General features: G+C 38.9%; 18 protein-coding genes. 11 read left to right on the forward strand and 7 right to left on the reverse strand.

The window, feature by feature from the left end:
* Positions 1–14: 14 nt before the first annotated feature.
* The gene (locus EFY79_RS15550; RefSeq protein ID WP_148041937.1) at positions 15–1,319 is read right to left on the reverse strand and encodes a hypothetical protein; all 1,305 of its coding nucleotides are present in this window, start codon (positions 1,317–1,319) and stop codon (positions 15–17) included.
* 173 nt (positions 1,320–1,492) lie between these two features.
* Positions 1,493–1,972, reverse strand: a complete 480-nt coding sequence (locus tag EFY79_RS15555; protein WP_123121643.1) for a hypothetical protein — start codon at positions 1,970–1,972, stop codon at positions 1,493–1,495.
* A 202-nt stretch (positions 1,973–2,174) separates the two neighbouring features.
* Here EFY79_RS15555 and EFY79_RS15560 point away from each other — a divergent pair, with 202 nt between their 5' ends.
* On the forward strand, positions 2,175–2,984 hold the full coding sequence (locus EFY79_RS15560; protein WP_123121644.1) for an SDR family oxidoreductase: 810 nt from the start codon (positions 2,175–2,177) through the stop codon (positions 2,982–2,984).
* Positions 2,985–2,995: 11 nt separating this feature from the next.
* The gene (locus EFY79_RS15565; RefSeq protein WP_123121645.1) at positions 2,996–5,617 is read left to right on the forward strand and encodes an MGH1-like glycoside hydrolase domain-containing protein; all 2,622 of its coding nucleotides are present in this window, start codon (positions 2,996–2,998) and stop codon (positions 5,615–5,617) included.
* Position 5,618: 1 nt separating this feature from the next.
* Here the strand turns inward: EFY79_RS15565 and rlmD are convergent, their stop codons facing one another.
* Complete coding sequence (gene rlmD / locus EFY79_RS15570; RefSeq protein WP_123121646.1) at positions 5,619–7,025, reverse strand: 23S rRNA (uracil(1939)-C(5))-methyltransferase RlmD; 1,407 nt, start codon at positions 7,023–7,025, stop codon at positions 5,619–5,621.
* Positions 7,026–7,210: 185 nt separating this feature from the next.
* Between rlmD and EFY79_RS15575 the strand changes: the two genes are divergently transcribed.
* The 3 genes from EFY79_RS15575 to EFY79_RS15585 all read left to right on the forward strand — a co-directional run bounded on the left by EFY79_RS15575 (position 7,211) and on the right by EFY79_RS15585 (position 11,485).
* The gene (locus tag EFY79_RS15575) at positions 7,211–8,659 is read left to right on the forward strand and encodes a redoxin domain-containing protein (RefSeq protein WP_123121647.1); all 1,449 of its coding nucleotides are present in this window, start codon (positions 7,211–7,213) and stop codon (positions 8,657–8,659) included.
* A gap of 56 nt (positions 8,660–8,715) precedes the next feature.
* On the forward strand, positions 8,716–10,647 hold the full coding sequence (locus tag EFY79_RS15580) for a foldase protein PrsA (protein WP_123121648.1): 1,932 nt from the start codon (positions 8,716–8,718) through the stop codon (positions 10,645–10,647).
* A 139-nt stretch (positions 10,648–10,786) separates the two neighbouring features.
* The gene (locus tag EFY79_RS15585; protein WP_123121649.1) at positions 10,787–11,485 is read left to right on the forward strand and encodes a porin family protein; all 699 of its coding nucleotides are present in this window, start codon (positions 10,787–10,789) and stop codon (positions 11,483–11,485) included.
* A gap of 143 nt (positions 11,486–11,628) precedes the next feature.
* Here EFY79_RS15585 and metF read toward each other — a convergent pair whose 3' ends face one another.
* Together metF and EFY79_RS15595 are read right to left on the reverse strand one after the other, a co-directional pair.
* Positions 11,629–12,582 carry a methylenetetrahydrofolate reductase [NAD(P)H] gene (metF, locus tag EFY79_RS15590; protein ID WP_123121650.1) on the reverse strand — a complete coding sequence of 318 codons (954 nt, stop codon included), beginning with the start codon at positions 12,580–12,582 and terminating at the stop codon, positions 11,629–11,631.
* A gap of 76 nt (positions 12,583–12,658) precedes the next feature.
* On the reverse strand, positions 12,659–13,273 hold the full coding sequence (locus EFY79_RS15595; protein WP_123121651.1) for a hypothetical protein: 615 nt from the start codon (positions 13,271–13,273) through the stop codon (positions 12,659–12,661).
* A gap of 431 nt (positions 13,274–13,704) precedes the next feature.
* On the opposite strand from EFY79_RS15595, the gene EFY79_RS15600 reads away from it, so the two are divergent.
* Positions 13,705–14,178, forward strand: coding sequence for an Lrp/AsnC ligand binding domain-containing protein (locus EFY79_RS15600; RefSeq protein ID WP_123121652.1), 474 nt, complete (start codon positions 13,705–13,707; stop codon positions 14,176–14,178).
* Between the two features lie 50 nt (positions 14,179–14,228).
* A complete protein-coding gene (locus EFY79_RS15605; RefSeq protein ID WP_123121653.1) occupies positions 14,229–14,750 on the forward strand; it encodes a DUF1572 family protein in 522 nt (173 codons plus the stop codon).
* 5 nt (positions 14,751–14,755) lie between these two features.
* On the opposite strand, the gene EFY79_RS15610 is transcribed toward EFY79_RS15605, so the two are convergent.
* Positions 14,756–15,451 carry a YjjG family noncanonical pyrimidine nucleotidase gene (locus tag EFY79_RS15610; RefSeq protein WP_123121654.1) on the reverse strand — a complete coding sequence of 232 codons (696 nt, stop codon included), beginning with the start codon at positions 15,449–15,451 and terminating at the stop codon, positions 14,756–14,758.
* Between the two features lie 70 nt (positions 15,452–15,521).
* Between EFY79_RS15610 and EFY79_RS15615 the strand changes: the two genes are divergently transcribed.
* The 3 genes from EFY79_RS15615 to EFY79_RS15625 all read left to right on the forward strand — a co-directional run bounded on the left by EFY79_RS15615 (position 15,522) and on the right by EFY79_RS15625 (position 21,371).
* Positions 15,522–16,223, forward strand: coding sequence for an SDR family oxidoreductase (locus EFY79_RS15615; protein WP_123121655.1), 702 nt, complete (start codon positions 15,522–15,524; stop codon positions 16,221–16,223).
* An 84-nt stretch (positions 16,224–16,307) separates the two neighbouring features.
* Positions 16,308–18,236: a BatD family protein gene (locus EFY79_RS15620; protein WP_123121656.1), complete on the forward strand. Its 1,929-nt coding sequence runs from the start codon at positions 16,308–16,310 to the stop codon at positions 18,234–18,236.
* A 306-nt stretch (positions 18,237–18,542) separates the two neighbouring features.
* A complete protein-coding gene (locus EFY79_RS15625) occupies positions 18,543–21,371 on the forward strand; it encodes a glycosyl hydrolase (RefSeq protein WP_123121657.1) in 2,829 nt (942 codons plus the stop codon).
* A gap of 108 nt (positions 21,372–21,479) precedes the next feature.
* On the opposite strand, the gene radA is transcribed toward EFY79_RS15625, so the two are convergent.
* Positions 21,480–22,853, reverse strand: a complete 1,374-nt coding sequence (gene radA / locus EFY79_RS15630) for a DNA repair protein RadA (RefSeq protein WP_123121658.1) — start codon at positions 22,851–22,853, stop codon at positions 21,480–21,482.
* Between the two features lie 503 nt (positions 22,854–23,356).
* Here radA and EFY79_RS15635 point away from each other — a divergent pair.
* Positions 23,357–25,615 (forward strand): TonB-dependent receptor, encoded by a 2,259-nt coding sequence (locus EFY79_RS15635; RefSeq protein ID WP_123121659.1) that lies wholly within the window; start codon positions 23,357–23,359, stop codon positions 25,613–25,615.
* Positions 25,616–25,658 lie beyond the last annotated feature (43 nt).

The raw sequence follows: 25,658 nt of genomic DNA on the forward strand, positions 1-25,658 counted from the left end.
GTGTGCTGTAAATATTACCTTGATTTCAGCCGGTATTTTCTGTTGACCTTGGGATTATTAAAATACTCATCCAGCTCCTCTTTGTTCCTCGTGTCGTCAACAATGGCTACGTCAATTAATTGCAACTGAATTTGTTGCAGCTCATCTTTCATCTTTGACGTTTTTACTACAATTTCCGGGTCTTTATCGCCAACCAGCGCATTGTTGGTCAATAAATATTGCAACCTCTTTATATCGTTTCTTACCAGGGAAGCCGCGTTCAACTCATCATTTTTATTTGGGGCAACAGCCTCTTTCACAGGCACCAGCGCTACGCCAACACTAGGTAAAATTTTCCCCGTTGTTTTCATATCCGGCGAATCCATAGATGAAAAAACGGTGCCGCCTAAGGAAGTACTGGCTGAAGTGAGATCGAAAGTCGTCCGCGTATTTTTTGTGTGCTTTATTTTTTTGTCAAGCTCGCGGAAAGTTGCTTTTAATTGCAAAATATAGACCTGTATGGTGCTGTCGAGCTTACTATACTCCATCAACCGGCGCGGATAGTTTATTGCCTGGTTTACGATAACTTTCACCTCGGCAGTATCGCGGTTATAAAATTTATCTACTCCAATAAATTTTATGACGAGGGATTTTTGTTTTGTTTTCTCATCTTCCTTGATAAAATCAAATGGAGCCACCCAGGTGAACTGGTCGCCACAGGAGGTAATAGGCGTAGTAGAGCGGATAGGATAATTACAATAATAAGTAATGGATTCCAGCGGGAAGCTTCCCTGCTCGCACTGTAATTTGAAATTTAACGTATCCCCCTCGTCGATTGATAAGTCGTTGCTGACAGTTGGTTTTATTACGGAGCGAATGATGTCCGTATTATAAAATAAAATCGAAAAGGTGGTATCCACATGATCTGTGGGGTCATCCAGGTTTTGAACGCCGATTCTTACCTTGTACTGGATATCATATTTCAATTTACCTGATAAAAAAAAGGATTTTTCTGCCTTGAAATGCAGGTCGCCATTGTCTTTATTGATTTTTAAACCAACGGGAGAATTTTTCAGATACCAATAATAATTTACAGGATTTCTGTTTATCTCAAATTGATAATCAAGTGTAGAATCAACATGCAGCGTGAAATAAGGGCTGAAATTTTTAATCCTCAAAAGAGTATCTACAGGTCTTAGAAAAATAGTGTCTTCAGGAGGAAGGTGCACGGTATCGTTTTCAAGCACCATAGTATCATTTTTTTGCTGAAAAGAGCTATCGGTTTGCTGAGATTTCGCCTGGGCTACCAACAGCAATAGGGATACAAAAGACAATGTCAATTTAAAAACGGCACTTTTTAGCATGTGTGCAAAAATATAAAACAATTCGTGCGAAAATACTTAACGAAATAAAAAAAAATTATATAAAATTATAAAAGCCGGCATGAAAATCAACAACTTATTTAAAGTGAAAGGTTTTCCGAAAAACGAACAGTGAACGAACAAATAACCGACTATTTAAATTTGTCAAGCGTCATTGTCGGAGAAAAAGAACTCTTAATCAAAATGGAAGCTACCATTTCAGCTATTTCACTTTTATTTTCGGCCAGCAAAAGGGCATATTGTTTATCTTTTTCCTTTTCTGCATCATTTTTGTTGCCTTCATTTCTTTTTTGAAGTACAAGTTCTTTCAAATTATTATCAACATTTCTGGATGCCTGCACCAAAATCAAAACGGTTATCGCTTCCAAATCGTGTATGTTGGCGGTTTTCAGAAGGGGAGCTTTTTGAAGTTCGCGCATAAGGCTGTCTTTATTTACCTTTTGCCCCGTTAATTTGCCGGCATTTTTTTCTATTAAAATTCTGATTGCGGGCTTAAGGTCCTGCATAGCGTTTTGATAAAAAGCGCTTGCTTCAGAAGGCAAAATGGTGTTTACCTGGCAAACGGCATCACATCCAAAAAATAAAAATACCAGTGGTAGCATGTTTTTCATAAGCTAAATTTTTTGTGAAAAATTTATGCTGGCAGAGCCTGTTCTAAAACGCTTTTCCCAGAAATATATTGGAGCGGATTGGTAAAGTTATTAACGATTTGCCTGGGACGCGACCCGGGCGTAATTTTTCTTCTCCTGCAAGACTGTTTCTTAAAGAATTGAAGTTGATTAAAAGTATTTCTCATTCTAAAAAAATAAAAAAATGGTTTCGAATCCTAAATTAAAAGGGCAAAGCGCTTTGGTAACGGGCGCCAACAGTGGCATCGGTGAGGCGGTGGCTATCGCTTTAGGCAATGAAGGCGCTAACGTGGTGGTAAATTATATAACTCACCCGGAAAATGCGGACGCGGTGGTAAAAAAAATAGAGTCGAATGGCGGAAGCGCTATTGCAGTTAAAGCGGATGTTAGCAAAGAAGATGAAGTGCAATCCATGTTTCAACAGATGTATCAAAAATATGGAACGATAGACATCCTGGTAAACAACGCGGGCATACAAAAAGATTCGGCGTTTGAAAATATGACTTTGGAAGATTGGCGATGGGTAATCAATGTAAACTTAACGGGACAATTTTTATGTTCGCGCGAAGCGGTACGTGAATTTTTGAGGAGGGGCGTAGTGCCGGAAAGAAGTAGTGCGGCGGGTAAAATTATTTGCATGAGCAGTGTTCATCAAATTATTCCATGGGCAGGCCACGTCAATTATGCAACAAGCAAGGGAGGAATTGAGATGATGATGAAAAGCATGGCGCAGGAACTGGCTCCCAAAAAAATCCGTGTAAATGCGATAGGGCCCGGCGCAATAAAAACGCCGATAAATTACGACGCATGGAGTACGCCTGAGGCGGCAGAAAAATTATTAACGTTGATTCCTTACAAAAGAATTGGTGATCCGGAAGACATTGGAAAAGTAGCGGTCTGGCTTGCCAGCGATGAATCAGATTACATGGTTGGAACCACCCTATTCGTTGACGGAGGAATGCTTTTATTCCCGGGTTTTACTGAAAATGGATAATCAAATGAACAATGGTAAATAAAGAATTAGAAAGATTGCAGGAGAATGCCTCCAAAGAAATTCCGCTCGAAAAATGGGGGCCTTATTTAACAGAAAGGCAATGGGGAACGGTGCGGGAAGACTACAGCCAGGATGGAAATGCATGGAATTATTTCCCTCACGATCATGCGCGAAGCAGGGTATATCGCTGGGGCGAAGATGGCCTTGGCGGTATCTCAGACAATGGGCAGCAATTGTGTTTTTCTATTGCTTTATGGAACGGTAAAGATGCGATTTTGAAAGAGAGATTATTCGGCCTGGCCAATAAGCAGGGAAACCATGGAGAGGATGTGAAAGAATTGTATTATTATCTCGATAATCTTCCTTCCCATTATTACATGAAATACCTGTACAAATATCCGCAGCAGGTTTATCCATATGAAAATCTTGTAGAAGAAAATGCGCGGCGCGACAGGAATCAACCCGAATATGAAATTCTTGACACAGGAGTTTTTAATGACGACAAATATTTTGACGTATTTATAGAGTATGCCAAAGAAAACGCTGAAGACATTTATATAAGAATTGAAATAATAAATCGCGGCCCTGAAAAAGCTGCTATCACTCTTTTACCTACACTATGGTTTTATAATAGCTGGCAATATGCAGGGGAAGATAATAAGCCATCTATCAACTGGGTTTCAGATGAAAGTGTTTACGCACATCACCATATCATCGGCGATTATTATCTCTATTTCGACCACGCGAAAGATGTGCTGTTTACCGAAAATGAAACCAATTTTCAAAAGCTTTTTAATAAGCCCAATACTTCTGAATTTGTTAAAGATGCTTTTCATGATGCCATCATCAATGGTAGCAATTATGCGAAGCTGAAAGAAAGAAAATACGGAACAAAGTGTTCTCCCGTTTATGAATTTGAGATCGACGCCAAAAAAACAATCTCCGTATTCCTCAGGCTGTCCAATAAAATGGAAGAACAGCCTTTTGCTGCTGATTTCAAAGACATTTTTATAAAAAGAAAAAATGAAGCAGATATTTTTTATGAAACTATTCATCCGGACACCAGCAATGAAGACCAAAAAAATATTCAAAGGCAGGCATTTGCCGGGCTGCTTTGGAACAAGCAATACTATCATTACGACCTTATCAGGTGGCTGAATACCAGTGACGGAATAACACCGGTTTCTGCCGAAAGAAAAAATGGCCGCAATCATACCTGGAAATATTTAAAAAACCAGGATATCCTTTCTATGCCTGATAATTGGGAATATCCCTGGTATGCGGCGTGGGATATGGCGTTTCACTGTATCACCTTTGCAGTGATTGACCCCGTATTTGCCAAACACCAGCTTTCACTTTTGATGCGCGAATGGTATATGAATCCACAAGGCCAACTGCCGGCTTACGAATGGAATTTCAGTGATGTTAACCCTCCCGTGCATGCCTTTGCGGCGCTTCAGGTTTATAAAACTGAACAAGCAATTTATGGAAAAACAGATATTGAATTTTTGAAGAAAGTCTTCCAGAAATTGATCATCAATTTTACATGGTGGATAAACCGGAAAGATGAAAATGGCAACAGTATTTTTGAAGGAGGCTTTCTCGGGCTTGATAATATCGGGCTTTTCAACCGAAGCATGGTTCTTCCGGGAAATGCCTACCTGGAACAGGCCGACGGCACCAGCTGGATGGGCATGTATGCGCTTGACATGATGAATATCGCGCTGGAAATTGCTTTGCATGATCCTTCCTTTGAAGACACGGCAACGAAATTTTATGAGCATTTTGTAATTATTGCCGAGGCCCTTAATGAACTCGGATTGTGGGATGAAAAGGACAAGTTTTTTTACGATGTTTTGTCCATCGACAAATCGGATGCTTTCCCATTACGCGTGCGTTCAATAGTTGGGCTTTCTCCTTTGTTTGCGGTTACCGTCATCGAAAATAGCGTGTTTGAGAAGCTGCCTGATTTCACAAAAAGAATGAAATGGTTCCGGGATTATCGCAGAGCGAACCACCTTTATCTGCCCAGTGAAGTTAAAAAAGATTTTAACTGGACCTTGTTGTCTCTTGTTAATAAAGAAAGGTTGCAATATTTATGCGAAAAATTGCTCGATGAATCGGAATTTTTATCAGATGGCGGCATACGGGCTCTTTCAAAATTCTATGAGAAAAATCCGTATACCTTAAATTACGGAGGCAACAGTTATTCCATTCAGTACGATCCGGGCGATTCAACTTCCGATATGTTTGGCGGCAATTCCAACTGGCGCGGCCCGGTATGGATGCCGGTAAATTATTTATTCATAAATGCACTTAAAACTTTTGGTTTTTTTTACAAAGATGATTTAAAAGTGGAGTGCCCGGTTGGCTCGGGGAAATACTTATCATTAACCGAAGTGAGCAAAAATATCACCGCAAGGTTGTTGCATATTTTTGAAAAAAATGAGGCTAACGAAAGACCGTGCAATGGGGAGTACAACTGGTTTTATAAAAAAGATGAAAATAAAGATCTTGTTTTATTTAATGAATATTTTCATGGCAATACGCTTCGTGGATTAGGCGCAAGCCACCAGACAGGATGGACCGCCTTAATCGCCAATTTAATCCTTGATCTGAAAGAGGATAAATGATTTATTTTTTTAGTGATAGCAGTGCAACCGATTCGATGTGATGCGTATGCGGAAACATATCAACAGGCTGAATTTTTTCAACCACATATTGCTCACTCAGCAACTGAAGGTCTCTGGCCTGCGTGGCAACGTTGCAACTGACATACACAATTTTACCTGAAGCAATTTCCAAAAGTTTTCCTATCAATTTAGGATGAAGGCCTGCCCGCGGTGGATCTACGATTACCACGTCTGCCGTGCCGTGAGATGAAAAGAATTTATCATTGCAAATTTCAATTACATCTCCCGTATAAAAAGAAGCCGAACTGATATGATTCAAATCGGCGTTTTCTTTTGCATCCATGATGGCTTCTTCAATCACATCCACACCAATTATTTCCTTCGCTTTTTTGCTTAGAAAAATGCCGATGCTTCCTGTGCCGCAATACAAGTCGTACACGGTTTCATTTCCTTTTAGCGAAGCAAAATCTTTTACCACATTATACAATACTTCAGCCTGCTTTGTATTGGTTTGAAAAAATGATTTCGGAGAAATTTTAAAATTAAATTCCCCGAGCTTTTCAGTTACGAATCCTTTTCCGAAAAAAGTGATGGGTTCCAAATCGTGAAGGCTGTCGTTCCATTTTTGGTTGATGGTATAAACAAGCGTTGTAATGGCCGGAACTTTTTCCAATAAAAAGTTCGAGATTTTTTCAATTTCTTTTCTATCCTCGTTGCCAAACACCAGGTTCACCATCAGCTCGCCGGTAGTGCAATAGCGGATGATAACGTTTCTTAAAAATCCTTTATGCTCTTTGATGTTGTAATAGCTGTACTTATTTTTTTCAGCAAATTCGCGCAAGCTATTCCGGATAATATTGTTCACCTCATCCATCAGCCAGCATTCTGTGATGTCGATGATTTTATCATACAATTTTGGAACATGATATCCCAGCGCGCCGCCGGGCCATTCATCTTTCCCTAAAGTTTCCAAATCCTTTTTGCTGAGGTATTTTTTATTGCTGAAAGTGAACTCGAGCTTGTTGCGGTAATAAATGTCTTTTTCAGCACCAAGAATAGGAAGCACCGTCACATCCGGCAGTTTGCCGATTCTTTTTACTACATCCCTTACTTCCTGTTCCTTATATTCCAATTGTTTTTCGTACGGAAGCATTTGCCATTTACAGCCGCCGCAAATTCCAAAATGAATACAAAATGGAACCACTCTTTCCGGGCTGAAAGAATGTATTTGCTGCACTCTGCCTTCGGCCCAATCTTTTTTATTCCTGGTCAATAAAACATCCACCACATCGCCTGGAACTGCGCCTTCAATAAAAATCACTTTGCCTTCCACCTTCGCCAAGGCTTTCCCTTCAGCCGCATAACCGGTGACCGGCACATTTTGCAGGAGTATTTTTTTTCTTTTCACGGTGGCAAAATTAAAAGATGTTCCTGCCGTTTGATATAAATAATTGACAAACTTTTAGAATAATCTGAAAGATTTTTCGTTTGGGTTATTGGCTGCAAGCCGCTACAACTAAAAATGTTAACTATTCCCGTTCAATTATTTTTCAAATTCAAATTCAATATTTTTGTTGCTTATTTTTCAAAACCATGAAAATATTTTTTTCCCTTGTCTTTTCTGTTTTTGCTTATTCGTTCGCAAATGCCCAGGCTTATAAAATCACCTTAAGCGCTCCGCAATATAATAGCGGGCGGGCATACCTTACTTATTATTACGGGAAGAATATGAATGTGCAGGATTCTGCCATCGTAAATGCCAAAGGCGTGGCGGTTTTTTCTGGCACAAAGAAAATGCTTCCGGGGGTGTATTCCATCGTTTTGCCCGGGAAAAGCAAATTATTAGACTTTCTTGTAGCAAAGCAGCAAATAATTAATATTTCTATTCCGGATACTGCTGAGATGATCAAATCATCAACAGTAACCGGCGCTGAAGAAAACGGGCTTTTCCAGGCGTATCAAAAATATATTGATGAAAAAGGAAAATTATTGCATAAAGAATTAGATGCATACCAAACTTCCAAAACCAAAGCCGACAGTACGCTTCATGAAAATAATTATAAGAAATTAAATAATGAATTGAACGATTATCGCGAAAAGGTAATTAAAGAGCATCCTGAGTCCATGCTGGCTTCGCTGTTTCAAAGCATGAAGCCCGTGCAGGTGCCTGATACGCATCTTGTAACGCACGAAGATTCATTAGCCAATTATCAATACTATAAAAAACATTATTGGGACGGAATTACGTTTATGGATGACCGTATCATTCGCACGCCTTTCTTTTTGCCTAAGCTGCAGCAGTATTTTGAAAATGTAATTCCGCAATCGCCGGATTCTATTATCAAAGATGCGGATTACCTGTTGCTTCTTTCGCGTTCGGCGCCGGAGATGTACAAATTTTTGTTGAACTGGCTTACCGACGAATACATTTATCCAAAATACATGGGGCAGGATGCCGTTTTTGTTCATCTGTTTAATAAGTATCACTCCAAAGGTGTTTCTAACTGGCTGAACGAAAAGCAAATAAAAACTATTTCTGACCGGGCTTATATGTTGATGTCGAATTTGATTGGCGAACAGGCGGCGAACCTTCAAATGGTGGATTCGAATGGAGTGGAAGCGCCTTTATACAACATAAAAGCAAATTATACGGTTGTTGTTTTTTGGGATCCGTCGTGTGGCCATTGCCAGCATGAAGTGCCACGGCTGGATTCTATTTACAATGCCAAATGGAAAACTGAAGGCGTGAAAATGTATGGCGTGCTTACCGAGCCAAAAGATTTTGATTCATGGAAAAAGTTTATCAGGGAGAAAAACCTTGGCAATTGGGTAAACGTTTATGAGACCGAGGCGCAGCGAAAAATGGTAGAACAATCGAAACAGCCTTCTTATAAGCAGTTATTTGATGTGACACAAACACCCACATTGTATTTGTTAGATAAGGACAAAAAGATCATAGCAAAAAAATTGACTATGGAACAGCTCGATGATTTGCTGGATGTGAAAATTAAAAATCAGACTGCTCAATCGGATAAGAAATAATGTAAAAAGACGACGGAACACGGGTGCAATGCCTGTTAATCCCCTAAAAAATCTTTATGAAAAAACTGGTTCTTGTTTTTTTGGGTTTCTTATTCACTTGTTTTTCTTTTGCCCAAACGCTTTTTACTTATGGAAATCACCAGGTAAGCGCTGCGGAATTTCTAAATGCCTATAATAAAAATAAAACTGACTCTGTTACTACGTCCAAGGCGTTGCGCGAATATCTTGATTTGTATATCAACTTTAAACTGAAAGTGCAGGCTGCTAAGGATTTGCACCTCGATACGTTGCCTTCGCTCATTGCAGATCTTCAAAATTTTCGCGACCAGGTAAAGAAAAATTACCTCACTGATACCAATGAAATTCAAAGGTTAGAAGATGAAGCCTTTGAAAGAGGCCAAAAGGATATTCATAGTATTTTCTATTTTATTAATACTTCCGCAGAAAAAGATTCATCAAAAGCTTTTGAAAAAGTAAATCATTTATCTGAGCTGTTGAATAGTGCAAAAAAAGATGCAGAGGTGATTCAGGCATTCAATGCCTCTAACCAAATGCAGGCGCAGAAACAAGACCTGGGCTATATTACCGTATTTACGCTGCCTTACCAATTTGAAAATGTTGTTTATTCCTTAAAGCCAGGCCAGGTAAGCAAACCATATCCCGCAAGGAATGGATATTTCATTTTTAAGAATGTCGGTGAAAGGCATGCAGTTGGCAAAATAACCGTTGCCCAGATTTTACTGGCTGTGCCGGCAGGTGAATCTGCTGTAAAGATTAAGCAGAAGTCATTGGCTGATTCTATTTACGGGGCGCTACAAAACGGAAGCGATTTTGAAGAATTGGCCAAAAAGTATAGCGATGACCGCAACACATTTATGAATGGCGGTCTGATGCCGGAGTTTGGAACTGCTAAATACGATTCTTCATTTGAAAACCATGCTTTCGCGCTTGGGCACGATGGACAAATATCAGCTCCGTTTGAAACCGAATTTGGATATCACATTTTGAAAAGAATTTCTGCCGCGCCGGTGCCTGCATCGAAAGACAATGAAAATTATTTATACAGTTTGAAACAACAGGTTTTAAGCGACAGCAGAGAACAAATTGCCAGGAAAAAATTTATTACGGAAATAAAACCTGCAGTCGGCTTGAAAAATGAGGCTGTAAAAAAATCAGATTTGTGGAAAGTAACTGACAGCGCCTTGCTGCAAAACAAACCAATCATTTCCGGGTCAGTAAATAAATCTACAGTGTTGTTTACATTTAATAACGGCCAGAAAGTAAAAGTGGCAGATTGGCTTTTGTACCTGAAAAGCGTAAACCGCGATTGGGGCAAAGATGCTGAAAAGGCGTATCAGCAGTTATGGCCTGTATTTATTGATGAATATTCAGTTGAAAATTATGCTTCGCGGCTGGAAAAATATAATTCTGCTTTTAAGGCACAGATTGACGAATTTAGAGATGGCAACCTGCTGTTTGAAATCATGCAGCGAAAAATCTGGAATAAAGCTTCTTCCGATACCATTGCGCTGAAACAATATTTTAACGACCATAAAAATAAATATACCTGGAGCGCCAGCGCAGATGCTGTAATTTATTCATGTAGCTCAGCGGAAGTAGCAAAAAAATTAATTGCGGAAATAAAGAGAGGAAGGAATTGGAGAGAAATTGTGAATGAAAACGGCTCCACTGTGCAGGCAGATTCCGGCCGATTTGAGTTAGGCCAGATACCCGTAGTTGAAAGGACTGCATTTGATGAAGGTTTGATAACGCTGCCGGTAATCAATAAAAACGACGGAACTGCTGTGTTCGCAAAAATTATAAAACTGTATCCCGGCGATCAGCAAAGAAATTTCGATGACGCAAAAGGGCTTGTTATAAACGACTACCAAAACTATTTGGAACAGCAATGGGTGGCTAAATTAAAGAAAAAATACCCGGTTAAAGTGAACGAAAAAGTTTTTCAATCACTCCTGGGTAGCCACTGATATTTTATTCCGGTATTCTTAATTCCTTTCCTTTTAGCAATTCTTTACCAAATAAGTTTTTTCCTTTGCGTTCAGTGGCAAACTTTTTGGAAACGTTTGTCATTGAATCGTAACTCATTAAAAACTAAAAACTAAAGTAATGAAAAAATTATTTGTTCTGGTGCTTAGTGCCGGATTATTCACGACTGCTACTTCTCAAAAAGTTTACGTGCAGGGAGGCGTTAATCTTGCAAATATTTCGACATCCAATTCGGGGGCTACTCAAAAAAGTAATTTGCTTACCACTTTTAATGCGGGAATAATGGCACGGTCTAATGACGCCGAACCTATTGCGCTTGAAGCAGGCTTGTTACTGGAAGGTAAAGGGTCGAAAGCGGATACCTACATTACTTCTTCGACCGAGGATAATTACATAAAAACAAAATTTAATCCTCTTTATCTGCAATTGCCGGTAAACTTAATAGTTAGATTACCGCTGCAAAGCAGCTCGAATATTTTTTTCAATGCAGGCCCGTATGTTGCTATGGGAATAGGTGGAAAAGCTAAAACAGAAACAAAAATTATGGGAAATGTTACAAAATCTTCCCATGATATTGAATTCAATAATGATAATCCGTCCACAAATCAACAGGAAGATGCCAGTTTTAATAAATTAAAAAGATTTGATTATGGTGTAAATGTGGGCGGAGGTTTCGACTTGAACAGTGTGATACTCAAAGTCAATTACGGATTAGGGCTGGCGAAAATTAATTCAACCCAAACTGACAACAGCGACAACAATAAAAATAAATACAGAACTGTGAGCATTTCGGTAGGTATTCCACTTGCCAAAAGATAATTCAACAGCGATATATATTAAAAACAGCCGGTATTGAAAACACCGGCTATTTTATTTCAAAAGATGTCAAAGTGTTTTTTGATTTTGCGGTAAACCAACAAAGAAGTCTTTTTATATTTTTGATTTCAGGAAGTTTTAGCAAACTATGCAATTTGCTTTGCCACATTCACTACCACATGTGGTTTTCCTAACGTGTAATAATGCAAAACAGGAACGCCTGCTTTTTTAAGCTCTTTAGATTGCTGAAGCAGCCATTCTGTCCCTACAATTTCTACTTCTGCATCGGTTTTGCATTTGATGATTTCATTGCTCAGCTCATTTGGAATATCCACGTGAAAAATTCTTGGCAATACATTCAACTGTTTTTTAGAAGTTATAGGTTTTAGCCCCGGAATTATGGGAACCTGAATGCCTATCGCCCTGCAGTTTTTTACAAATTCAAAATATTTATTGTTATCAAAAAACATTTGAGTGGTAATATAATCAGCGCCCGCGTCCACTTTCATTTTTAAATAATTCAGGTCGCTCTGAAGGTTGGGCGCTTCAAAATGTTTTTCAGGATATCCTGCGATGCCAATGCAAAAATTGGTTTTATTGCCATCCCTGATGTCATCTTCAAGATAAATGCCGTGATTAAGATTAACTGCCTGCTTAATAAGGTCTATTGCATAAGCATGGCCGTTTTCTTCGGGTTCAAAAACAGCCTCATTTTTTGAGGCGTCGCCCCGAAGCAGCAGAACATTATCAATGCCAAGAAAGGCAAGGTCAATCAATGCATTTTCAGTTTCCTGAACATTAAACCCGCCACATATCAGGTGTGGAACGGCGTCTATTTTATAATGATTCATTATAGCGGCACAAATGCCAACGGTGCCGGGCCGTTTACGTATCTCTATTTTTTCAAAAGTTCCGTCGGGTTTCTTTTTAAATACCTGTTCGCTGCGGTGATAGGTTACGTTGATAAAAGCGGGTTTAAAATCCATGAGCGGATCCAAATGATTATAGATAGATTCAATGGTTTTTCCTTTTAAAGGCGGAAGAATTTCAAACGAAATTTTAGTTTCTTTTGCCCCGTTTATATGTTCAGTAACTTTCATTTTTTTAAAATAGATGCAAACTTAAGTGCTAATAATAAAAATGCAAAGAATGAATTCTTACGCTGTGTTGCGATTCTTAATGTATAAAAATAGCGAGAATACCCGTTGCTACCAGCGTTGCTCCGGTAATTATTCCCGCGCTGTGTTCCATTCTGTGCCAGTTTAATTTCAAAATTCCTTTATAGGCAAACCTTACCAGCAGTATCATTCCTCCTGTTGTAATAATAAGATATAAGGCTGCAATAAACCAGATAACCCAGGGCGGCTGGCTTCCGGCCAATAAAAAGTATGCCTCTATTTCCATGCAGGGAGATAAAAACATGGCGAGCACTAATGCTATGATAATTCTTTTTTTTGAGGTCTTTTTTTTGACATCATCGTTCAGGTGGAAATGTTTGTGATTATGATGACGGTAAATAAACACAATTCCTAAACCAATCAGGATAACCGGAGCCACAAAATGGCTAAAATTTTCGATGACATCAGCCATCTTTGAACCAATAAAACCCAACGCAAACCCAATAATAACGGTGCTTAGCCCATGAGCAATTGCGGAGATGAAAGTAATTTGTGTCACTTCTTCCAAGGTCCATTTTTGTCTTCGGCCGATGGCAATTACGGGTAACCAATGATTGGGAATGGTGGCGTGCAGAAGGCTCAAAATAATACTACCTGTGATGATACTGAACATTCTCGGAATTAAAGAACGAAAAATAAAAAGGCCTGCAAGATACTTTCATCCTGTTTGTCTAAAAACTTTTTTATGTGGCGGGCAAAAAAAAGCCTTCGCGATTTTTCGCAAAGGCTTTCAGTGCTGTAGGGGAAGGGCTCGAACCTTCACGAGGCAGTTAGCCGTAGCACAAAGTTGAGTGGTCGACCCTGGTCGCTCCGATTTTGTCGGAACGGCTCTATGCTATGTTTGTCCTGTTATCCTCACCCCCGAGACAAGAGGGCATGTCTGCCAAAAATTTCATCACCCCACAATTTTTAAGAACTAATCAGATGCAAATCTAACATAAAGTCATTTAATAGAAAAGTTTTTTAAACAAAATTGTCAAAATATAGAATTTGTTCAATTAAAAGCTTATTTTCGTAGTATATTTCTAAATAAAAAAACCTCTTATGGCGGGGAAATTTAATATTGATAAACTGGATCTAAAAATAATCCAGGAAATGCTTGAAAATGCCGAAACGCCGTACGCAGAACTTGGTAAAAAACTGTTTGTGAGCGGTGGAACTATTCATGTTCGAATAAAAAAACTTGAAGAACTTGGTATTGTCAAAGGTAAAAAATTAAAAGTAAATCTCGGCCTCCTTGGATATGATATCACTGCTTTTGTGGGCATTTTTCTTGAAAAAAGCTCCCTGTATGATTCTGTGGCGGAAGAATTACAAAAGATTCCCGAGATAATCAGGCTGAACTATACTACAGGAAACTACAGCATGTATATTGAAATTGTTTGTAAAGACATTAACCAGCTTCGGAAGGTGCTGCACGATGATCTCCAAAAAATTAAAGGAATAGAAAGGACAGAAACTTTGATTTCGCTTTCTGAAAGTTTTAATCGTTGCGTCAGAGTTTGTGAAGAAGACTAAATTAGACAGTAAATAAACAAATTTGTTCAATTTTTATTTTAGCCAACTATATGTCATTCAGTTTTTTGGAAAGCGCTAAAAAATATTTCAATCAGCAAAAATCATTGGGAGATAAAACCTTTGCGCAGCTAAGCATAGAGAATCTTTTGTGGCAATATAATGAAAGCAGCAACAGTATTGCCATTATCGTACAGCATTTATCGGGTAATATGCTTTCAAGGTTTACCAATTTTCTTACGGAAGATGGTGAAAAAGCGTGGCGCGACAGGGATAATGAATTTGAAAAAACCATCCAATCGAAGGACGAATTAGTTCAAAAATGGAACGCCGGATGGGATTGTGTTTTTGCGGCCCTCGATTCTTTAAAAGAGGAAGATCTTGCTAAAACTATTTTTATACGAAATGAACCACAAAGCGTATACGATGCCATCACAAGACAAATAGCTCATTACTCAAATCATGTGGGTCAAATTGTTTATATTGGCAAAATGTGCCTGGATAATAATTGGGCTTCGCTTTCTATTCCTAAAGGCGATTCAAAAGAATTTAATAAAAAAATGATGGGAAGCTAATGAGCTTATAAAATAGTTTCCAGTTCCTTCAGGTTTTTAATGGTATAGGTTGGAAAGGTATCGCACTTTTCATTTGTGTAATTCACAAAAACCGCGTCCATACCGGCATTGAGGGCTCCAAAAATATCTGCTTCGGGATTATCTCCAATCATTATGCCTTCTTCATTTTTACATTTGGCCTTGTTCAGCGCAAACTCAAAAATTTCCTTTTTAGGCTTCACTGAATTGGAGCATTCGGAAGTTACAATGTGCGTGAAATATTTTAAAAGATCGGAACTATTTAGCTTTAGCCGTTGCGTTTTTTCAAACCCGTTAGTGATAAGATGAAGAGAATAATTTTTATCGGTTAAATACTCCAGAATTTCGTAAGTATAATCAAACACTTTCTTTTTTGTAGGAAGAAGCTGCAAAAAATATTCACTCATATCTTTCGCGAGTTTTTCATCTGCTATTTTGAAATCCAGCAAAGTGCGCCACATTCTTCTCCATTTTAGTTCTTCTACCGAAATATATCCTTTTTCATAGCGGCTCCAGAGCAACTTGTTGTGGTTAAGGTAAATTTGGTAAAATTGGCTGAAAGAGCCGATAGCCATTGATTCCAGTCTGAAATAACCGTACAATTCTGTCAATGATTCTTCGGCGTTGGCATCAAAATCCCACAGAGTGTGGTCAAGATCAAAAAAAATGTGTTTATATTTCAACGAATCTCTATTTTAAAATACCGGATTAAAATTTTTTAGATTTGTCCGTCTAATAAAACGTATTATAAATATGAATATTGTAATTACCGGTGGCAGCAAAGGTATGGGAAAAGCTATGGCCGAAAAATTTGCCTCCGCCAATCATAAAATATTTATTTGTTCCAGAACAGCAAAAGACCTCATTGAAACAGTGAATGAATTAAGGGCCCGGTATAATGCTGCTGTTGAATATTTTGTGGCCGACCTTTCTAAAAAAGAACAAGTCTTACAATTTGCGCTATGGCTTTTAGAAAAGAAAACGGATATTGATGTGTTGATTAATAACGCAGGGCTTTTTGTTCCGGGCAGTGTGTACAATGAGCCGGAAGAAAACCTGGAGCAAATGATAGAAGTGAATTTATATTCTGCTTATCACCTGACAAGAGCGTTGATACCAAAAATGATAGAAAGAAAATCCGGCCATATATTCAATATGTGTTCTATTGCTTCTTTTAAAGCTTATGCCAACGGCGGATCGTATAGTATCAGCAAATTTGCTTTGATGGGCTTCAGCAAAAACCTTCGTGAAGAAATGAAACCCTTTCATATAAAAGTAACGGCGGTTTACCCCGGTGCTGTTTATACTGCTTCCTGGGAAGGCGCCGGCTATACGCCTCAAAGAATGATAGACACAAAAGACATTGCTGATTTGGTGTATGCTGCGTCACAACTTTCCGTTCAGGCATGTGTTGAAGATATTGTGATTCGTCCTGTTTTGGGAGATTTACCTTAACGTGGCTTTTAACATAACCAGTGCTATTAACCTTTTTTTAAATTCAATTGCTGCTACTTTTGTAACTAAGTTTTTCCTGAAGAAATGATAACATTTTTACAATCTGCATTTAAAACCGGCTTTTTTGTTTTTCTTCTGGCATTTTTGAGCCCCGGAACTTCGGAGGCACAGGTGAAATTCAGTGTGGTTTGTCCGCAAAAAAAAATAGGTAAAGAAGATGTATTGCAAGTAAAATTTAAAGTAGAAAATGCCACAAATGTAGAAAGCATTGTACCTCCTGATTTTAAAAATTTTACGATTGTCTCAGGGCCCAACCAGGAAAGTAGCCAATCAAATATTAATGGCAAAATCACCAGCTATGTGGCGCTCGGCTATACGCTGACCCCCAACAGCACCGGCACATTTACCATCGGTTCCGCTACCACAGTTGCTGATGGCGAGCATCTTTCCACCCATCCCATCACTATAGTAGTCGTAAAAGGCTCTGTGGCGTCATCACAACCATCCGGGCCTCAACAGAATTTGCCTCCATTCCCCCCGTTAAATTTTGATTTCCCTTCTGCCCCTGCTACGCGCCAGTTTGATGATTATATTTTAAAGCCGAACGAAAATGTGGAAGAAAAGACCGCAAAAAATTTATTCATCAAGGTGAATGTTAGTAAAAAGTCATGTTATGTAGGTGAGCCTGTTGTGGCTACCTATCAGCTTTTTACAAGATTACCTTCAGAAACAACAATCACGGACGTGCCATCCTTCAACGGATTTTCGGTAAACGATTTGGATGTTTCAAGCAACTCAACTGTTCAGAAATATAATGGCCGGATGTATAATGTATACAATATCCGGAAAGTTGAATTGTACCCATTGCAATCAGGAGATATTACTTTGGGTTCGATGACATCTACAAATAAAGTAACGTTCGTAAAAGCTGCTTATCTCAACCGTCGCGACAGGGGAGGATTTTTTGATATGTTTCAGAATTTTGGCCAGGATGCCATTCCACCGGAAGGTCTGGTTGAGAAAAGCGTTACATTAAAATCACCTCCTGAAGTAATTAATGTAAAACCGCTTCCGGCCGACAAGCCCGCGGACTTTCGCGGTGCGGTTGGCGAATTTTCAATCGCTTCCTCATTGGAAAAAGATAAAATCAGCACTGATGATGCGGGCATTTTAAAACTTACGATCACAGGCAAAGGAAATATTCAACTGATAAATGCGCCCACTGTTTCGTGGCCCGACGGTATTGATGGCTATGATGCAAAAGTAAAAGACAATGTGGACAGGAAGCAGGTGCCTATGCAGGGGAGTAAAACATTTTCGTATCCTTTCACTGTTTCCAAACCCGGAAAATATTCTATTGATTCTATTGAATTTTCATACTTCGATCCTCTTTCTTCTTCCTATAAAATTCTTCGTACACCACCTTTGCATTTGGTGGTAACAAAGGGTAAAGGTATTCCGCATAATGGTTTATCAGGAGCTGCTAATTCTTCCTCTGCGGATGAAATTGTTTCCGCAAAAACTGAAATCATTGCAGGTATTATTCTGGTGGCGCTGGTGATTTTGGCCATTCTTTTTGTGTTGATTAGAAAACGCAGAAGCGGTGATGACCTCGAAAAAAATATTAAGCTTGATGATTTGAAGAATGACGAGCCGGCAGGTGATGAAATTAAAAAAACAGAATTCACCATTCCTGAAAACCCGTTAAAGGAAGTTCATCAAAAGCTTATGGCGCAGGACAGCTATGGCTTTTACCATACATTAGATGCTTCTTTGAGAAAATTTTTGTCAGGGAAATTCAAAGTGCCTCAAGGCGAATTATCAAAAAAGCGGGTGAATGAAGAATTGGATAAATGTAATGTTACGCTTAATACTTCACTTATGCTCACGTCTTTAATGGACGAAATACAAATGAATTTATATGCGCCTCCATCGCATGTGAGCCAACTCAATTCCATTTATGAAAAAGCATCCGAAGTAATTGTGTTGCTTGATAAACAAATTTGCCGTTAGAAATTCAGAAACTATAAACTAACGGCGATGGGTATACGTTTTTAAGGGTGTCCCCATTTGCGGTTTTAAAATTAGCAGGCTAAATTTACTTGCAGTAAAGCCATTTTTAATCGTGTTTTTATTTTGACATAATGAATCATACTGCTGAAATAAAATCCTTATTCATTCAGCATAGGACAGGATGCAGTTTGTTGTTTGAAAGAATATCTTTACATGCACACATTTATCTTTGTTTAATCACAATACTTATTGCCTGATGCAAATCAAAAGAGCCAATCTTAAACTTCAAGAGATTAATTTTAGAAAATGAAAAAAACGATTATTCTTTCGTTTACTGTCTTTTTTATTCATTACGTTTCGGCTCAAATCAAATGGCCTGCCATTACTGAACAAACAAAGCCCTGGACACGATGGTGGTGGCTGGGCAGTGAAGTGAATAAAAATGATCTTGCCGCAGTCATGCAACAATATCATGATGCAGGACTTGGCGGGCTGGAACTTACAGCAATTTACGGTGTGCAGCATGAAGAAGATCAATACATCAACTTCCTTTCGCCAAAGTGGATGGAGATGTTTGATTATACATTGCAAAAAGCCAAACAACTGAATCTCGGCATAGACCTGGCAAATGCTACCGGCTGGCCATTTGGCGGCCCCTGGATAGGAGACGAAGATGCATCCAAGGATATGGTTTATAAGACTTACAGCTTAAGCGCCGGAGAAACTTTGAAAGATACTATTCAATACATTCAACAGCCACTATTGCGCACGGAACATCCAATTGAAAAAACAATCAATGATATTTTACAACCCATTTCTGCCAATAAAGACTTACAGCAGTTGTCAATTGACCAGGTAAAATTTGCCCGTCCGCTGCCGCTGCAGGTGTTGATGGCTTATTCGGATGTGGGCGATACAGTTGAAGTAACAAATAAAGTAAATCAGAATGGGATATTGAACTGGACAGCTCCCAAAGGCAATTGGAAACTCTATGCTCTTTTTATGGGATGGCATGGCAAGCAGGTAGAGCGCGCTGCGCCGGGCGGTGAAGGTAATGTGATTGATCATTTTTCGTCGGCTGCATTAGGCCATTACCTCGCTCGTTTTGACGAAGCCTTTAAGGGCCGCGATTTAAGCAACTTGCGTGGGTTTTTTAATGATTCGTATGAAGTAGATGATGCTGTGGGCCAATCAAATTATACGCCTTTGCTTTTTAAAGAATTTGAAAAAAGGCGCGGATATGATCTCAGGAAGTTTCTTCCTGATTTATTTACCAATACACCAACAGAAAAAAGCAATCGCATTGTGTGTGACTATCGCATGACTATTGATGAATTAATATTGAATGATTTTACAAAAGAGTGGTATAAATGGGCGCATAGTAAGGGTAAAATCGTGCGCAATCAATCGCATGGTTCTCCGGCCAATACGCTGGATTTGTATGGCGTGGTGGATATTCCCGAAACCGAAGGAACCGAAATACTGCGCATTAAATTTGCGCCTTCCGCTGCTCATATCATGGGCAAACCTTTGGCGTCGTCCGAATCGGCTACATGGTTAAAGGAGCACTTTTTGTCTTCACTGAGTGATGTAAAAGAAGCGCTCGACGTTTATTTTATTGGCGGCGTAAATCACATTTTCTATCATGGCACTGCTTATTCGCCTGCTTCGGAACCGTGGCCGGGAAGGCTTTTTTACGCATCGGTCGAATTTACTCAAACCAATCCTTTCTGGAATAATTTTTCAAAATTGAATCAGTATGTTGCCCGGACGCAATCGTTTCTGCAGAGTGGTAAATCGGACAATGATGTTTTATTGTATTTCCCTATCTACGATAAATATTCAGAGCCTTCCAAACAATTGCTGTTGCATTTTGATGGCATGAAACCCGGATTTGACGGAACACCTTTTGAGCTGGCTGCAGATACCATGCAGCAAAAAGGCTATGCATTTGATTATATTTCTGACCGGCAGATAGAAAATCTTTCTGTTGATAAAGGAAAGATTGCAACAGGCGGCGTTTCCTATCAAACTATTGTGATACCCGGCGTTAAGTTTATGCTGGCTTCCACGCTACAAAAATTGGTGCACCTTGCTGAAAACGGCGCTACTGTCATATTTTATAATGGATTGCCCACGGATGTGCCAGGCTATGCTGAGCTTGATCAACACCGGAAATTATTCCATAATCTCATCGGCGACATGCACTTCCAAAAAAACAAAAACGGTGTTGAAATGGCTGAAGCAGGCAAGGGGAAAATTTATCTGTCCGGAGATTTAATGCAAACACTTCAGCTTGCCGGTATTCGTCGTGAGACGATGGCAGACGGCGGCCTTGAATATGCCAGGCGGCAAAATAAAGATGGCTCCGAATTCTATTTCATTGCCAATCGAAGTGATAAATTTTTTGAGGGCTGGGTGAATCTACAAACCAGCGCCAATGGGTCGGCGCTGTATCATCCTATGTCGGGAGATAGCGGCGTAGCTCGGTTTAGAAAAAATACCAACGGTAGCTCATCTGTCTTTTTGCAATTGGAACCAGGTGAAAGTATCATCGTACAAACATCAAAAAATGCGATTAAGGGAACCGTTTATCCTTATCTTGAAAAGACGGGCGAGCCTGTGCAAATCAAAGGCAAATGGAGTGTAACGTTCTTAAGCGGCGGTCCAGTTTTGCCTGAAAAACTTCAACTGGATCATTTACAGCCGTGGACGGATTTTAAGGATACTTCTTACCAGGTATTTTCCGGTACTGCAGCGTATGTTACTCATTTTAAGATGCCGGCATCAAAGGCAGCGCATTTTTTATTGAACCTTGGCGAAGTGAATGAAAGCGCTGAAGTATATTTAAATTCGAAACACGTGGCTACTGTTATCGGCCCGGTATTTTCATGTAAACTTAACCGGAAAGATTTCAAAGAAAACAATGTGCTTGAAATAAAAGTAGCTAACAGCATGGCCAACCGCATCATCAATCTTGACAAAAACCATGTATTCTGGAAGAAATTCAACAATATAAATTTTGCTGCAAAACTTCCACAGGATCGCGGTAAAGATGGCTTATTCAATGCAGCAAAATGGGAACCTGTGAAGTCAGGATTAACGGGGCCGGTTACTATTACGCCAATTAAATGATTAAGGAAATTGGTTCTTGCTAATAATCAACTTTCATACAGTAAAGAAACAAATAATGCGGATTTCTATTTTAATGCGGTGATGAGATTTTTTTTCTTTTTTGGCAGATTAAAACAAATACCGGTACAGCTCTTCCACTTTTCCCAAAGAAATCACTTCAATGTTGAATTTATTTTTCCCTAACCCCTTAGTATTGTATTTACTCACAATAATTTTTTCAAATCCTAATTTTTCTGCCTCGGCAATTCGCTGTTCAATCCGATTGACGGCTCTGATTTCACCACTTAAACCGACCTCGCCCGAAAAACAGATTTGCATGGGCAGCGCCACATCTTCATACGAAGAAAGCAAAGCGCTTAATACGGCCAAATCAATAGAAGGGTCTTCTACTTTTAATCCGCCTGCAATATTTATAAAAACATCTTTTACGCCAAAATGAAAGCCGCCGCGCTTTTCCAAAACCGCCAGCAGCAATTGTAACCTTCGTAAGTCAAAACCAGTATTGGTTCTTTGCGGGGTTCCATAAACACTTTGTGTTACCAATGCCTGCACTTCAATCAATAAAGGGCGTATCCCTTCCATCGTAGCGCCGATAGCTACACCGCTTAGCTGCTCCTCCTTTTGGGTAATTAATATTTCTGAAGGATTGGAAACTTCTTTCATACCCTCGCTGGTCATTTCATAAATCCCTAACTCAGATGTAGAACCGAACCTGTTTTTTAAGGTTCGTAAAATCCGGTAGGCATAATGCCGGTCGCCTTCAAATTGCAAAACGGTGTCTACCATGTGCTCCAGAATTTTTGGCCCCGCAATGCTTCCGTCTTTGGTGATGTGGCCAATTAAAAATACCGGCGTATTGGTTTCTTTGGCAAAGCGCTGAAGCTCTGCGGCGCTTTCTCTTATTTGCGATACGCTTCCGGGCGCCGATTCTATATATGGCGATTGAATGGTTTGGATAGAATCAACAATAACTAATTGAGGTTTTAACTTTTTGATTTCTTTAAAAATACTTTGTGTGTTCGTTTCTGTTAACAGAAAAAAATTCTGATTATCGATTTGCAGCCTGTCTGCCCGCATTTTGATTTGCTGTTCACTTTCTTCGCCGCTTATATACAAGGTGCGAATATGCTGCATTTGCAAAGTAGCCTGTAAAAAAAGTGTTGATTTCCCGATTCCGGGTTCTCCGGCTATTAGTATAATGCTGCCTAAAACAATACCACCGCCTAACACACGATTGAGTTCTTTATCGATTGTAATAATTCTTTTTTCCTCACCGCTGGTTACATCCTGGAGGGAAATGGTTTTAATGCCCCCACTCAAAGCAGAAAATTCTTTCCATTCTGATACAGGCTTTTCATTTCCTTTTACAATCACTTCTTCCACAAAAGTATTCCACTCATTGCATGACGGGCATTTACCTACCCACTTTGCACTTTCGTGTCCGCAGTTGTTACAAAAAAAAGCCGTTTTAGTTTTGCTCATTTACTTAATGTACTAATGTGATGATTTGCTAATGTGCAAATTAATTCCTTGGTGCCAAAATAAGAATATTGAACATTTATACTTTTGCTGAAAGAGATTTTCAAATTACTGACAACGATGCATGTTATACAAATCTTCTTTTACAAAAAAGTTTTTCGATTATTCCCGTTCGATAGAATGTATTTTACAACAACCGGTTTTAAATCCGTTATGTATAAAAAAGTAAAAGAGCCGGTAATTCTACCAGCTCTTTGTACTTACTAACCCATTAAATTCTATTGCTAAATTACAAATTGCAGAGAGATAAACAAATTAAATTTCGGCGATGTGAATAATTTTTCTAACCCTTCACATATAAGAGCAAATAGCGTTTTGATTTCATCTACTATTGATTTTCAGTTGGTTACAAACAATAATTTCTACATTGGCGGTTATCAAAGTAATTATAAAAATATTTTGTTTATATTATAAACTAATTTATTTTTATGCTTTATTTATGTACAATGAAGATTTTAAGCATTCTTTTTCTTGTTTTAATTAGTTCTAATGCAATAAGCCAGGTAAAAATCGATGGAAAAATCCTGAGCAATAAAAATATTCCGTTAGCAGGAGTAAGTGTCAGTATTATGGATTCCTACGACGGCGCCACCTCAGATTCCGCTGGCAATTTTTCTTTTATCACTTCAGAAAAGGGGCCGCATATTTTAAAAGCTACCTCTTCAGGTTTTAAGGATTATGAAGAAAAAATTGAAATCGCATCTTCACCTATAAATCTCAACATACAGCTCAAGGAAGCCATCACTGAATTAAAAGCGGTGGTAATTAGCGCCGGCACTTTTGAAGCAGGAGATGCAAAAAGAGCGACTGCCTTAAGCTCAATCGACATTGCTACTACAGCCAGCGCTAATTCGGATATTACTGCTGCGCTTAAAACGCTACCCGGCACCCAGCAAACAGGAGAAAGCACGGGTTTATTTGTAAGAGGCGGCACAGCCGATGAAACAAAATATTTCATCGATGGTTCATTGGTCAATCATTTTTATTACAGCACCGAACCGGGCCACGCATCGCGCGGCAGATTTAATCCGTTTTTATTTAAAGGAACGCTTTTTAGTTCCGGCGGATATTCTGCTTTATACGGCCAGGCGCTTTCTTCTGTGCTGCTGCTTGAGTCCATCGATCTTCCTGAAAAAACCTCAGCCAGTTTTGGAATTTCTTATCTCAATGCCAATGCAGGTATCCAAAAACTTTCTAAAAATAAAAAGTCATCCTGGGGAGCTACGTATTCCTATGCTAATTTATCGCTCGTTTATAATCTCATCAAACAAAGATTTGATTATTTCCAGGTTCCCATAGCGCACCAGGCAGATGCAAATTTCAGAATTAAAACTTCATCCACTGGCATGTTAAAATATTATGGAATGTTTGGGGCTACTAATGTAGGTTTCAGAAACCAGGATGTGGACTCTTTAAAAATGAAAGATGCATTTGCGCTTAAAAATATAAACATCTATCACAACCTGTCGTGGCGTGAATTTTTTGGAAATGGGTGGAAAGTGGATATCGCAGGTTCGTACAGTAATAACGAAGATAAAATTAAAATGCAGCTGCAGGATGAAAACAATATGAAACAGGAAATACCAGACAATCCCCTGTATGCTTATAAAAATTTCCGACTGGTAAGTAAAGGTAATTATGCTAATGGCAAAGTAATATTTGAAAAAAAGTTACAGGCGCTCAGCGCTATCCGGTTTGGCGCTGAGGATAATTATAGTGATGAAAACGCAAATTATTACGAATATGACGGAACAATATATCCCCGTAAAATAAAAGAGAATATTTTTGCTGGTTTTGCTGAGGCCGATATTTACCTGGCAAATAATTTCGCTGCGCGGGCCGGCGTACGCACAGAGCATTCTAAATTAATAGAAGAATGGAATGTTGCGCCGCGTATTTCTTTTGCTTATAAATTTCCGGATAAGGGCCAGGTCTCTTTCGCCTATGGCAATTTTTACCAGGACCCTGACAACAAATACTTACCTTCTATCAATGCTTTGCATTTCGAAAAAGCTACTCATTATATATTGCAATATCAGAAATCAGTGAAAGACCGGTTTTTCAGAACGGAAATATTTTATAAAGAATACGACGACCTTATAAAAACCATGGGCGCTAACAATGAAAATTTCACCGCCATAAACAATAATGGTTTTGGCGATGCAAAGGGAATTGAATTTTTTTGGAGAGATAAAAAAACTTTCAAAAATTTAGATTACTGGATTTCTTATTCTTACCTTGATACCAAACGGGATTTTTTAAATTATCCTTCTTCTATTGAACCGTCTTTTGTTTCAAAACATACGGCGTCGATAGTGCTTAAACAGTTTATAGCGCCGGTAAAAATGCAATTCAATATGTCTTATACTTTTGCTTCGGGCCGCCCTTACTATGCAATGGTATACGACGACAATCAAAATAATTACTTTATAAAAGAGCAGGGACGAACAAAAAGCTATAATGATGTAAGTGTGAGCCTGAATTACCTTCCAACCGTATTTAATCCCAAAGCGAAAGCTTTTTCTGTTTTCGTACTTTCGGTAACCAACGTTTTTGGGTTTAAAAATGTGTATGCTTATAATTTTTCAGTAAACGGGCAAAATAAATTGGCCGTTACGCCGCCTTCCAGAAGATTTATTTTTATTGGATATTTTGTGAGCCTTGGAATTGACCGCACACAAGATGAGATTAATAATCATTTGTAAAGCGGAGAGCCGAAAGCAAAACGCATGGCTAAAGAACGAGACT

The sequence above is a fragment of the Hanamia caeni genome (assembly GCF_003721595.1).
In the GTDB taxonomy this organism is placed as follows: domain Bacteria; phylum Bacteroidota; class Bacteroidia; order Chitinophagales; family Chitinophagaceae; genus Ginsengibacter; species Ginsengibacter caeni.